Genomic DNA, 12,246 nt, shown 5'->3' with positions numbered 1-12,246 from the left:
AAAACGGGCGGATAGATCGACCAGCCGGTCGAGCGGGGCAAAGGCGCGCGCGCTGATCGTCGCCGCGGGCCGCGTCTCGATCCGCTCGAGCGGAGCCTCGACAACCTCGACATTTGCAAGACCCAGCTCCCCAGCGACGCTCCGCAAGAAGTCGCAGCGCCGTTTGCGCGATTCGACGAGCAGCATCGGCCGCGCGCTCAATATCGCGATAACCAGTCCCGGCAGCCCCGCTCCGCTCCCCAGATCGATCCAGAGGCCTTCGCCGTCGCGCGTGTCGAACGACAACAGTTGCGCGCTGTCGGCAATATGCCGGACCCACAGAGTCGGGATCGTCGATGACGCGATCAGATTCTGATGCGCACTTTCGGCAATCAGCAGCTCGACGAATCGCTCGAGCCGTTTCCACTGGTCCAGGGTTGGCGCGAAGGCGTCTTCCATCCAGGCGCGCGCGGCGTCTTCATTGTCCAACAGTTTCGATGCTTCCGACAAGCCGCCACCCTTCCTCGTCATTCCCGCGAAGGCGGGAATCCCGCTCTTTCCTTTGAAATTGTCGACGTCAACCAACCTTCAGCTCAAAAGCGGGATTCCCGCCTTCGCGGGAATGACGAAAAGACTATCACGCCGCGCGTCGCCGGCTATGCACCATGATCGCGGTGAGCGCCGCGGGCGTCACCCCATCGATCCGCGCAGCCTGCCCCAGCGTCTCGGGGCGCGCCTTCGACAGCCGCTCGACCATCTCGCGCGACAGCCCGCCGATCGCGGCATAATCGAGCACGGGGTCGAGCATGATCGCCTCGTTCGCCGCCAGCGCACGCAGATCGGCATCCTGCCGCGCGATATAGGGCGCATAATGCGCATCCTCGGCAAGTTCGGACAGGATCGTGCCGTCGACCGATTCAAGTTCGGGTGCGAGCATCATCAGCATTGCGATCGTCACATCGGGAAAGCGCAGCAGATCGATACGCTTGCGCGCGACGCCGTCGCCGGGAATCGCCAGTCCGATCACCGCATAGTCCGTGGTCGCGACGGGAGCATCGAGCTGCGCCTCCGCCCTCGCCCGCGCCGCCTGCCGTTCCGCGAACAGCGTCGCGGTCGCCGGGCGCACCAGCCCCAGCTCGATCCCCTTCGGCGTCAACCGCGTCGCCGCATTGTCGGCGCGCAGCCGCAACCGATATTCGGCGCGCGCGGTGAGCATGCGATAGGGTTCGGTCACCCCCTGCAGCACCAGATCATCGACCATCACGCCAATATAGGATTCGGAGCGATCGAGGATCAGCGGGGCGCGGCCCTGTGCCGCCAGTGCCGCATTGGCGCCGGCGATCAATCCTTGCGCCGCCGCTTCCTCATAACCGGTGGTGCCGTTGATCTGCCCTGCGCAATAGAGCCCGCCGATCGCACGCACCTGCAACGTCCGGTCGAGCGCGCGCGGATCGATATGGTCATATTCGACCGCATAGCCGGGTACGACCATCTCGACCGTCTCGAGCCCTTCCATCGTGCGCAGCATCGCAAGCTGCACGTCGGCGGGAAGCGAGGTCGAAATGCCGTTCGGATAGACGAGATATGAATCGAGCCCCTCGGGTTCGAGAAACACCTGATGCCCATCGCGGTCGGCGAAGCGGTGGATCTTGTCCTCGATCGACGGGCAATAGCGCGGTCCCGCCGCACCGATCGCACCGGTAAACAGCGGCGAGCGATCGAGATTGTCGGCGATGATCGCGTGCGACGCGGCGTTGGTTCGCGTAATCGCGCAAAAAATCTGCGGCACCGTCCGTTCGCTGTTCCACGTGGAACAGGTCCAGCCCTCACCGTCCGACGGCTGCTCCTCGAGCCGCGCCCAGTCGATCGTCCGCCCGTCGAGCCGCGGGGGCGTCCCCGTCTTGAGCCGCGCCATCGGCAGGTCGGCCGCGCGCAACTGCTCGGCGAGCCGGTGCGCGCCGGCCTCGCCGATGCGCCCGCCCTCCATCCGCTCTTCGCCGCGGAACAGCCGGCCACCGAGAAAGGTTCCCGTTGCGAGAACGACCCCGCGCGCGCACAAAACCGAACCGTCGGCGAGATCGAGCCCTTCGACGCACCCATCCGCCGACAATCGCAGCGCGGCCGCCTCGCCCGCCACGACGGTGATGCCGCCCTCTGCCGCGAGCAAGTTCTGGATCGCGTCGCGATAGAGTTTGCGATCGGCCTGGATGCGCGGCCCCTGCACCGCCGCTCCCTTCGACGCGTTGAGCATACGGTAATGGATCGCCGCGTGGTCGGCGGCGCGCGCCATCCAGCCGTCGAGCGCGTCGACCTCGCGCATCAGATGACCCTTGCCGAGCCCGCCGATCGCCGGGTTGCACGACATCGTGCCAATCAGCGAGGGGTCGAAGCTGACGAGTGCGACACGCGCACCGAGCCGCGCCGCAGCGGCGGCGGCTTCGGTTCCGGCATGGCCACCGCCGACGACGATGACATCAAAAATATCGCTGCTGTGCATGATTGCTGCGGCCTCTACCGCAAAACCGACCGCGAATCCACCACGCTGCGACCGATGCGATGTTTCACGTGGAACATCATTTCCGGCATTATGTAGCAAACGCACCAAACTGCATTGCCGCTCCGATACGGGGCGAAGAGCGTGATTGAGATCATTTTGGCAGCGCTGCTGGCGCTAGGTGGAGGCGCGAGTGCCTTCGACCGCACTCAATTCGTCTTTCAGGTTCCGGCTCTCGAAGCCACCGCGCAATACGTGCGTTTCACCGAACACGTCCGTGTAGGTGACGATGGCGCACGCTCGACACCAAAGCTGTCCTTTATCAAGGGCGTCGTAAATATCTTTAGATACACGGAAGCAGAATCGGAGATTAAAATCGTCGGAGGGCGCAATGGAGCTAATCACATTGCGATCTTCCCCGAACATGTTGGTCAAAGAAGCGGTGCTGTTGACGCGAATTTTTTGCTGAATGACCGACTCCACGTTTTCGGCAGGAGTTCTCCCGTAGTTGGTAATTTTTACTCCCAATCGCATCCCAATCTCATCGACACCTATGCCGTCAAAATCGGGCCATTTTTCAAGATGGATACCGTTGAAATCAAGGTATGCGCGGAGTTCCTTTTTGGAGTTGGTTTCCGCAACTTCAGCCAATTTCATGGCAGCACCGGCGTTTTTTTCAGCCGCGAGCAGCGCGCAGTTTGTGTCGACTTTGCTTTCACGGGCTTGTTTCCACGCGGCGTAGTTGAACGCCAGAGTCACAAACAGGCCTACCAGGCTGGCGCCGGTCAACCAGAGAGCGAGATAAGTCCAATCAGCCGCGTCGCGAGCCGCATCGGCGGCAGTCCATTGCGCGCACAAATCGGAATTTCGATTGCGCTTCTGCCGATCGCATGGCTGTTCATAATCGGCGGGTCGGTCCTTCGCGGTAGCCGCTGGATCAAGTGGGGCGTGTTTAGCTGTGGGATAGGGCTTCTCGCCCTTTCCGGCTGGCTGTGGTGGATTGCTCGCCCCTAAAAGGCTTAGTCCCGCAACGGCAACGATGTAGCGCCAATTGCCTCTAAGCATTGCAGCATGAACGCGGCTGAAAAACCGCCTCGGCTGATTTTGTTGTTAAGGTTCCGCTCGTTCTCTGTGACGCCAACCGTCGCCAGCTTTTCCGCAAGCTGCGCATAGGTAATCCCCCGCCGTTTCAGCTCCCCCTTTAGCAAGTTTTTGGCGCGAGTCTCATATTCAACCGTTGCAGCATCGGCCTTGGCCATGTCGGCGTCCTTTATCATCAAAAACGATGATATAGACCATTGACAATGGAGATGTAAACCATCATATCTAGTGCATAACATCACTGGATATGATGACAATGGCACACGGTTCACACTTTCTCCTCTCTGCAAAGGCTCGCACGTTGAGCCTCAAAGCTGTGTTCACGATGGGCGAGGACGGCGCATACAAGGCGTTCTGCGACATGCGCTGGCCGGAAACCGATGGCGAGGCAGTTTGCCCGCGTTGCGGCTGTGTCGAGACCTATGACATTGCCACCCGCCGCAAGTTCAAGTGCGTTGCCTGTCACCACCAGTTCTCGGTTACGAGCGGCACGATCTTCGCCAGCCGCAAGCTCGGCTTCGTCGATCTGCTCGCAGCGATCGTTATCTTCGTGAACGGTGCCAAGGGCGTTGCCGCTCTCCAGCTTAGCCGCGATCTTGACTGCCAGTATAAGACCGCCTTCGTTCTCACCCACAAGCTGCGCGAAGCGATGGCCCGCGAACAGATGGGGCGCCAGCTTGACGGCATCGTTGAAATCGACGGGGCGTATTTCGGTGGCTACGTGAAGCCGGAAAACCACAAGGACGACCGCAAGGACCGTCGCTTGGTCGCCAACCGTTCGGGCAAGCGCCAGTGCGTCGTCATCATGCGCGAGCGCGGTGGCAAGTCACTGCCCTTCATCGTCGCCAACGAAGGCGACGCCGTTCCCTATGTCCGCGATCATGTCGCCAATCTCGCCGTTCTGCACGCCGACGAAGGCACGGGCTGGGATGCCCTGCACGCCGGCTGGATGACACACCGCGTCAATCACTCGGTCCAGTTCTTCGACGAAGGCGCGTGCACCAATCAGGCCGAAAGCTATTTCAGCCGCCTTCGCCGGATGGAAGTCGGCACCCACCATCATATCGCTGGACCGTACATCGGTGCCTATGCCCGCGAAGCATCGTGGCGCGAAGATAACCGTCGCGTGTCGAACGGCGATCAGGCTGCGATGGTGACGGCGGCCGCGATGGGTGCGCGGGTCAGCCGGGCATGGAAAGGCTACTGGCAGCGCGCGGCTTAGAACAGCGTTAGACGGAAGCCCCCACCTTTTGTCAGCGTAAACTCATGCTGAGCGAGAACGTCTGTCCCGATAATCAAATCGAACCACTGATTGTCACGAATGACGGCGGCTTCCAGCGGCTCTAGCTGGAAAAGGCCGCGATCAGACGATGCCGTATGGTCCCCTTGATCACCACACAGGATTCCAATCCTAACTATATATGTTTCATGCAAACTCGGCCCCAAGGCGCCTATCATTCGCTCAAACCCATATGGCTTCAGTTTACATTCGTTGACTACGTGATCGCACAGGCACGTGATGTCTGCGCCGGTATCTAGGAGCGCACGATAGGGTCGGACATTAAAGGCGTCGGAATACCCCACAGGCGTCACGCTGTGGGGCTCGGGGGTGGCGTCTGCGAGAGTTATTTCGACGAGAGGCTTACCCTCTGTCAGCAGTCCGCTCACCAGCGCCATATGATATGAACCCCAAATCCAGTGGCCTGTCGATTACCTTCTGGACCGAAAATTGGCCGTCCGCGAACTTCGCGTACCCAGCTTCAAGAGCTTCTATAGGGCGCGCAAAAATATCGACGACCGAACTGGCGTGCAGAAGGGCGTACTGGCCCGCATGGCTCTCCATGAGGCTTCCCACTATCCCTTGGAAGTAGTGAAAGTTCTGGCGAATTGTGACTTCGCGAGCGTCAGGCATATCCAACCTTCTCTGTAGCTGCTGGATATGTACCACGCTCGTTCGAGTCGTGTCACGAAATTTGTCTTGACTCCGTGACGGAATCGAGTCCGCGAATCGGACTTGCTTTGTTCTCAGCGTTTGCCCAGTCGTGAAAAAAGGGGCGCGTCTATAATGACGCGCCCCTCCACAAAATTACTTCTTCTTTGTCCCGTAAGGGCTCTGGTTGGTCGGCTTGAGGGACAAGCCGATTTCGCTTGCGTGATTGTAGATCGCTTCCGGTGTTCGACCGAGGTGCAGACCCAGAACGCGCGTAGGCGTATTCTGAGCCGCTTCACGGCGAAGCTGAGCGTTCTGTGCTGGTGTCCACGGCTTACCGTGGTTGGGTGGCGTCTTAGCCATAGCCTAGCTCCTTTCTGAGCTAAGCCGGGCTTGACACAAGGTCGAACAGGGGTAAGATTCCTGCGTCATACGACAATGTTTCCGCAGCCCGACCAAGGTTGCGCGGAAGCCAGAATATAGAAGCCGCTTTGGGTTACAGCCCGAGGCGGCTTCGCTGATTCTAGCGTCCGGAGAATGGTGAATTAGCTGCTAAGCAGAGTCAATGCCGATTCAACCCATTGAGGTTGATCCACGATTTATTCACAATATCTTGTGCGCTGTGTTCGCTAAACGCCACTTGCCGGGGTAAATGCTGGCATCAAACACCGTGGCTCCGTCACGGCGTCGGGAAAGAGTGCTGTGCACGCTGGACGCCAGCATCCCGACCGCTTCGTCGGTGTGCGCCTTTTTCAGCTTCGTGAGGACGCGCTGGGCGATCTCGACGGCGGTCAATGCCTCGCCGCTCTCGCGTAGCACCGTGAGCGCATATCGCCCGCCAGCGCCCTTCGGGACACCAGCGGGATTCTTCGTGAACGACCGCTTTGGCAAGATCGCTTCCAAGTCGTAGCTTGGATTGAACATCTTGATGACGGCGTCGATATGCGCCAGTTCCATTTCCAGTCGCATGATTTGGAAGCGGCGGTTTTGGATCATGCCATCAACGCGGGCGCGTTTATCGACGAGGGCGGATATAACGTGGGTTTCGGCCATCCCGCTTTATCCCAGCAAATGCCGGATAATCCCATATCGGCGCTGGTGCGTTTGCTACATAATGCCGATCATTTCCCGATGCAGAAACGGCCAAAAAGCGTATCGAGCATATCCTCGACTCCCGCCCTTCCGGTGATCCGGTCGAGTGCGCCGCCCGCGAGCCGCAACCGTTCGGCGAGCAGAATCAGGTCGCGCGCCTCGATCGATCCCGCCTCGATCGTCAGCCAGCCCTGCGCCTCGGCGAGCGCCGCCCGCTGCCGCCGGCGCAGCGCCGCCTCGCCCTCGCGCGGCAACAATGTGCGCGCCATTTCCACGATATATTTGTGGAGCTTATCCATCCCCTCGCCCGTCGCCGCCGACAGGATCAGATCGCAATGCGCCGCCTCGGCCTCGGCCGCCGCATCGCCGCGCCAGCGGTCGGCCTGCGCCGCGACAAGGACGGTCCGCGGGTGATCGGGTGCCTCTTTCGGAGGTCCGAGCCACAGCATGATATCCGCCGCTTCGACCGCCGCCTTCGCCCGATCGATGCCGATCATTTCGATATCGTCGGCACTTTCCGCGCGCAGCCCTGCCGTGTCCGAAAAGCGCATCGCAATCCCGTCGAGCGCTAACGGGGTTTCGATCACATCGCGTGTCGTCCCCGCCACGGGCGACACGATCGCCAGCTCACGCTGCGCCAAAGCATTGATCAAGGTCGATTTTCCGGCGTTCGGCGGCCCCGCGATCACCACCGACAGCCCCCCGGCGATCACCTCGGCCGCCGGCCGCGCCAGCCATTCGCCGAGCTCGCCCGAAAGCGCTCCCATCCCCGCGATCAGACGCCGCGCGACAGCTTCGCCAGTTTCGACGTCATCCTCGTCGGCAAAATTCAGTTCGGCCTCGGCCCCCGCCATCAACGTCAGCAGCGCGTCCTGCCATCGCTCGACCGCGCGCGACACATGCCCGCTCGCCATACCGAGCGCCTGCACCCGCTGGCTTTCGGTCTCGGCGGCGAGCAGGTCGGCCAGCCCCTCGGCCTCGGCAAGGTCGATCCGGCCGTTATCGAACGCGCGCCGGGTGAACTCCCCCGCGACCGCGGGCCGCACCCCCGGCATCGCGCCAAGCGCCGCCTTGACCGCCGCGACCACCGCACGCCCGCCGTGCAGGTGCAGTTCGGCGAGATCTTCGCCGGTCGCCGTCGCCGGGCCGGGGAACCACAGGATCAACGCGTTATCGAGCGGCGCGCCATCGACGTCTTTGAGCGCGGCGAGGGAAGCATGACGCGGCGTTGGCAAACGGCCCGCGAGCGCTTTCAGCGCCGCCCCAGCCGCCGGCCCACTGATGCGCACGACGCCGATCGCCGCCGGCGGCATCCCGCTCGACAGCGCAAAAATCGTATCTCTTACAAGGGCTTGGTTCAGCTCTTGCGCCCCTTGGCGGACTTGTCGTCACCATCCTTGTCGGCCGATTTCGGTGCGCCACCCATCAATCCGCCGCCAAACTGGCCCAGCAGCGACTGGACAAGCTCGAGCCCGCTGCCGCCCATCGGCACCCACGTCTTGACCATCGACTGTACCATGTCGGGGGTGATGCCCTTCGCCATCAGTTCCTTGACGCGGTCGAGATAGATGTCGTGCAACGGCTCGAGATCGGGAAGGCCGAACAGGCGCCGCGCCTCCTCAGGGGTGCAATCGATCTCGATATTGAACTTCATCGCCTGTCTCCGCCCCGAAATGCCGGTAAGCCGCTTGAGCCACGCCCGCAGCGCCGCTAGCTTCGCGCTTTCACCGCAAAGAAGCAAGAGTCAGGAGAGCTCCCCACATGGCCGCAACGAACACCGACATCCCGACGCTCGATGGCGCCGGCGTGATCCCCGCCTATGTCGCGCGCCCCGACGCCGACAGCGCGCGCGCGATCATCGTCATCCCCGAAATTTTCGGCGTCAATGAAGGCATCCGCCAGAAATGCGACGACTGGGCGGCCGAAGGCTATCTAGCGATCGCACCCGACATCTTCTGGCGCTTCGCCCCGGGCGTCGAACTCAGCCCCGATATCGAAGCCGAATTCCAGCAGGCGCTCGGCTATTTCGGCCAATATGACGCCGACGACGGGGTCAAGGATATCGAAGCCGCGATCCATTGGCTGCGCAGCCAGGGTGCCGACAGGGTCGGCGCGGTCGGTTTCTGCCTCGGCGGCCGCCTTGCCTATATGGCGGCGACGCGGACCGATATCGACGCGTCGGTTGGCTATTATGGCGTCATGATCGACCAGATGCTGGGCGAAAGCCACGCGATCGCCAACCCGCTGATGCTCCATATCCCGACCGAGGATCATTTCGTCGACCATGCGGCGCAGAAAAAGGTCCACGACGCGCTCGATCCGCATCCGAAGGTCACGCTCCACGATTATCCGGGACTCGACCATGGCTTTGCGGCAACGATGGGCAATCGCCGCAATGAGGAAGGGGCAGAGCTCGCCGACGGCCGCACCCGCGCCTTCTTCGCCGAGAAACTCGCATGAGCGCGCCGCATCCCGGCCTCGCCGCCTGGCACACCTATATGGCGGGCGGCGGCGACCCGCAGGCCTTGCGCGACCTGCTCGCCGAGGATGCGGTGTTCCATTCGCCCGTCGTCCACACACCGCAGGCGGGGCGCGACAAGGTCTTCGCCTATCTCCACGCCGCAAGCCACGTCCTCGGCGGCGACGATTTCCGCTATCTGCGCGAGATCATCGACGGCAACCAGGCGGTGCTCGAGTTCCAAAGCGCCCTCGACGGCATCCAAATCAACGGCGTCGATATCATCACCTGGAATGAAGACGGAAAGATAAGCGATTTCAAGGTGATGGTTCGCCCGCTCAAGGCGATCAACAAGGTGTGGGAGAAAATGGGCCAAATGCTGGCAGCGCAGGCCGCGAGCTAGATCAGCATCAATTCGGCGAGCTCGCGATAGAGATCGGGCGGTAACGCGCCGACCCCGCTTCGATCGTCGACGCCCTTCGGCGCATCGGCATCGGCCAGATAGCGCCAGCCCTGATGCGCGCGTTTCGGCTGCGGATGCACACGCTCGAGATCGGCGACGCAGACGATGTCGACACGGCCGTCGCTGCGATCGTCGAAGCGCAGGATTTCAACGCGCGCAACGAGCGTATGTTTCACGATGAAATGAAGCTTGCCGCCGATCAGCTCGTCGGCGCGCTTGGGCCGAAACCGTGTGGCGAAGCGAATCTCGCCGGCCTCGGCATAGTTGGCGATCCGCGCTTGCAGCGCCGGATAGTCGGCGCAGCCGACGGCAACGCGGGTCATGTGGAGCGCGGGCATGATCGGGAGATGGGAAGCCGGTAAGAAAAAAGCCAGCCCCGCTAAGGGCTGGCCTCTTCCTATTTAGCCAAAGAGCGTCCCGATCCCGACACCCGGGTCGACCCAGCCTTCGTAGATCATCTTGACCGCGACATAGACGATCACGGCGAGGCCGACATAGGCGATCCAGCGGTAACGCTCGATATATTTGGCGATGATGTTCGCCGCGAGGCCCATCAGGGCGACGGCAAAGATCAGCCCGACGATGAGGATGCCCGGATGCTCGCGCGCCGCGCCGGCGACGGCGAGGACGTTGTCGAGGCTCATCGAAACGTCGGCGACGGCCACTGCCCACGCGGCGCCGGCAAAGCTCTTGGCGGGCTTCAGGCCCGAATGTTCGTCCCCCGCAATCTCGGGCGAACCATGCGACTGGCCGGTGTGACGCAGCTCGCGCCACATTTTCCACGCCACCCAAACCAACAGCAGGCCGCCGACGAAGATCAGACCGACGATCTGCATCAGCTGGGTCACGACGAGCGCGAAGGCGATCCGCAGCACCAATGCCGCGAGCACGCCGATCAGGATGACCTTCTTGCGCTGTTCGGCGGGAAGACCCGCGGCGAGCGCACCGACGACGATCGCATTGTCGCCCGCGAGGACGAGGTCGATCATCAGCACCTGCAGGAAGGCGGCAAAGGCCGCGGGCTCGGTGATGTTCGAGAAATCCTTGACGATCGCTTCCCACATACCCCCGGGTCCACCGAATCCGGCGGCATGCGCACCGGCCTGGGTCAAAATTTCCAAAATCACAGCGGCTCTCCGAAATAGCTGACCTCTGGCATAGGGTCATAAAAGTGATGCAGCAACGCCCGCCATTGCTGGTAGCGGTCCGATTGCCGGAAGCCGCCCTGATGATCCTCGACCGACCTCCACTTCACTAAAAGCAGATAAGCCTGTCCGGTTGCTGTCGGGCGGCGAATTTCGAGCGAAAGGAAACCCGGCGACGCGGTGATCAGCGGTCGCGCTTCGCGGGCGGCCGCCCCGAAATCGGCTTCGCTGCCCGCGCGGACGTGCAGCAAGGCGTGTTCGATCACGGCCATCGCGGCGGTTTATTGATTCATCGAGTCGAAGAAATCCTCGTTGGTCTTCGAATCCTTGATCTTGTCGAGCAGGAATTCCATCGCGTCGATCGTGCCCATCTGCATGAGGATGCGGCGCAGCACCCACATTTTGCTGAGCTTGTCCTTTTCGACGAGCAGTTCTTCCTTGCGGGTGCCCGACTTGCCGACATCGAGCGACGGGAAGATGCGCTTGTCGGCGACCTTGCGGTCGAGCACGATTTCGGAGTTACCCGTGCCCTTGAATTCCTCGAAGATAACCTCGTCCATACGGCTGCCGGTGTCGATCAGCGCGGTCGCGATGATCGACAGCGAACCGCCTTCTTCGATGTTGCGCGCGGCGCCGAAGAAGCGCTTGGGGCGCTGGAGTGCGTTGGCGTCGACACCGCCGGTCAGCACCTTGCCCGAGCTTGGAACAACGGTGTTGTAGGCGCGGCCGAGGCGCGTGATCGAGTCGAGCAGGATGACGACGTCCTTCTTGTGCTCGACGAGGCGCTTGGCCTTTTCGATCACCATTTCGGCGACCTGAACGTGACGCGTCGCGGGTTCGTCGAAGGTCGAGGAGACGACCTCGCCATTGACGCTGCGCTGCATGTCGGTGACTTCCTCGGGACGTTCGTCGACGAGGAGGACGATGAGGTAAACCTCGGGATGGTTGTCGGTGATCGCCTTGGCGATGTTCTGCAGCAGCACCGTCTTACCCGTGCGCGGCGGCGCGACGATCAGCGCGCGCTGGCCCTTGCCCTGCGGGCTGACGAGGTCGATCACGCGCGCCGACTTGTCCTTGACGGTCGGGTCGACGGTGTCGAGCGACAGCTTCTGGTTCGGGTAGAGCGGCGTGAGATTGTCGAAATTCACCCGATGACGAACGACATCGGGATCGTCGAAATTGACGCTGATCAGCTTGGTCAGCGCGAAATAGCGTTCGCCGTCGCGCGGGGCGCGGATTTCGCCCTCGACGGTATCGCCGGTGCGCAGGCCATATTTGCGAACCTGGTTCGGCGAGACATAGATGTCGTCGGGACCGGCGAGATAATTGGCTTCGGACGAGCGCAAGAAACCGAACGAGTCGGGGAGGACCTCGATCGTGCCCGATCCGATGATTTCCTCGCCCTCTTCGGCGAGTTCTTTCAGGATCGAGAACATCAGATCCTGCTTGCGCAGCGTCGATGCGCCCTCGACCCCCAGCTCTTCAGCCATTTCGACAAGCTGGGCGGGGGCTTTGGTTTTAAGTTCTTTAAGATGCATGGATGGATTCCAGGTAGATTTTCAGGAGAAAAGTACAGTCGATTTC

At 61.8% G+C, this 12,246-nt stretch carries 14 protein-coding genes; 4 read left to right on the top strand and 10 right to left on the bottom strand.

All coding sequences use genetic code 11. From position 1 onward, the window contains the following. On the bottom strand, positions 1-510 hold a 510-nt coding region (locus VJ811_RS17750; protein WP_324074857.1), incomplete at its 3' end, for a 16S rRNA (guanine(527)-N(7))-methyltransferase RsmG. Between the two features lie 106 nt (positions 511-616). Beyond that, complete coding sequence (gene mnmG / locus VJ811_RS17745; protein WP_324074855.1) at positions 617-2,476, bottom strand: tRNA uridine-5-carboxymethylaminomethyl(34) synthesis enzyme MnmG; 1,860 nt, start codon at positions 2,474-2,476, stop codon at positions 617-619. Between the two features lie 141 nt (positions 2,477-2,617). On the opposite strand from mnmG, the gene VJ811_RS17740 reads away from it, so the two are divergent. Next, positions 2,618-3,487, top strand: a complete 870-nt coding sequence (locus tag VJ811_RS17740; RefSeq protein ID WP_324074853.1) for a hypothetical protein — start codon at positions 2,618-2,620, stop codon at positions 3,485-3,487. A 5-nt stretch (positions 3,488-3,492) separates the two neighbouring features. Here the strand turns inward: VJ811_RS17740 and VJ811_RS17735 are convergent, their stop codons facing one another. Next, positions 3,493-3,732: a DUF6471 domain-containing protein gene (locus VJ811_RS17735; protein WP_324074851.1), complete on the bottom strand. Its 240-nt coding sequence runs from the start codon at positions 3,730-3,732 to the stop codon at positions 3,493-3,495. A gap of 89 nt (positions 3,733-3,821) precedes the next feature. Between VJ811_RS17735 and VJ811_RS17730 the strand changes: the two genes are divergently transcribed. Continuing rightward, positions 3,822-4,796, top strand: a complete 975-nt coding sequence (locus VJ811_RS17730; RefSeq protein WP_414711974.1) for an IS1595 family transposase — start codon at positions 3,822-3,824, stop codon at positions 4,794-4,796. A 1,311-nt stretch (positions 4,797-6,107) separates the two neighbouring features. Here VJ811_RS17730 and VJ811_RS17725 read toward each other — a convergent pair. The 3 genes from VJ811_RS17725 to VJ811_RS17715 form a co-directional block, all read right to left on the bottom strand. Further along, a complete protein-coding gene (locus tag VJ811_RS17725; protein WP_324074847.1) occupies positions 6,108-6,557 on the bottom strand; it encodes a hypothetical protein in 450 nt (149 codons plus the stop codon). Between the two features lie 68 nt (positions 6,558-6,625). Beyond that, complete coding sequence (gene mnmE / locus VJ811_RS17720) at positions 6,626-7,930, bottom strand: tRNA uridine-5-carboxymethylaminomethyl(34) synthesis GTPase MnmE (protein ID WP_324074859.1); 1,305 nt, start codon at positions 7,928-7,930, stop codon at positions 6,626-6,628. Positions 7,931-7,953: 23 nt separating this feature from the next. Next, complete coding sequence (locus VJ811_RS17715; protein WP_324074842.1) at positions 7,954-8,250, bottom strand: DUF6489 family protein; 297 nt, start codon at positions 8,248-8,250, stop codon at positions 7,954-7,956. Between the two features lie 107 nt (positions 8,251-8,357). Between VJ811_RS17715 and VJ811_RS17710 the strand changes: the two genes are divergently transcribed. Then, a complete protein-coding gene (locus VJ811_RS17710) occupies positions 8,358-9,056 on the top strand; it encodes a dienelactone hydrolase family protein (protein ID WP_324074839.1) in 699 nt (232 codons plus the stop codon). Further along, positions 9,053-9,457, top strand: a complete 405-nt coding sequence (locus VJ811_RS17705; RefSeq protein ID WP_324074837.1) for a nuclear transport factor 2 family protein — start codon at positions 9,053-9,055, stop codon at positions 9,455-9,457. The genes VJ811_RS17710 and VJ811_RS17705 overlap by 4 nt, the downstream gene beginning before the upstream one ends. Here VJ811_RS17705 and VJ811_RS17700 read toward each other — a convergent pair. The 4 genes from VJ811_RS17700 to rho all read right to left on the bottom strand — a co-directional run bounded on the left by VJ811_RS17700 (position 9,454) and on the right by rho (position 12,200). Then, on the bottom strand, positions 9,454-9,855 hold the full coding sequence (locus VJ811_RS17700) for a DUF1489 domain-containing protein (RefSeq protein WP_324074832.1): 402 nt from the start codon (positions 9,853-9,855) through the stop codon (positions 9,454-9,456). The two genes, VJ811_RS17705 and VJ811_RS17700, sit on opposite strands and share 4 nt — an antisense overlap. 63 nt (positions 9,856-9,918) lie before the next feature. After that, a complete protein-coding gene (locus VJ811_RS17695; RefSeq protein ID WP_324074830.1) occupies positions 9,919-10,581 on the bottom strand; it encodes a TerC family protein in 663 nt (220 codons plus the stop codon). Between the two features lie 59 nt (positions 10,582-10,640). Beyond that, entirely contained in the window at positions 10,641-10,934 is a 294-nt protein-coding gene (locus VJ811_RS17690; RefSeq protein WP_324074828.1) for an antibiotic biosynthesis monooxygenase, read from the bottom strand. 9 nt (positions 10,935-10,943) lie between these two features. Further along, on the bottom strand, positions 10,944-12,200 hold the full coding sequence (gene rho, locus VJ811_RS17685) for a transcription termination factor Rho (RefSeq protein WP_166944984.1): 1,257 nt from the start codon (positions 12,198-12,200) through the stop codon (positions 10,944-10,946). Between the last annotated feature and the right edge of the window lie 46 nt (positions 12,201-12,246).

It is taken from the genome of Sphingopyxis sp. (assembly GCF_035250425.1).
In the GTDB taxonomy this organism is placed as follows: domain Bacteria; phylum Pseudomonadota; class Alphaproteobacteria; order Sphingomonadales; family Sphingomonadaceae; genus Sphingopyxis.
This window is presented reverse-complemented; position numbering and strand designations above follow the sequence as displayed.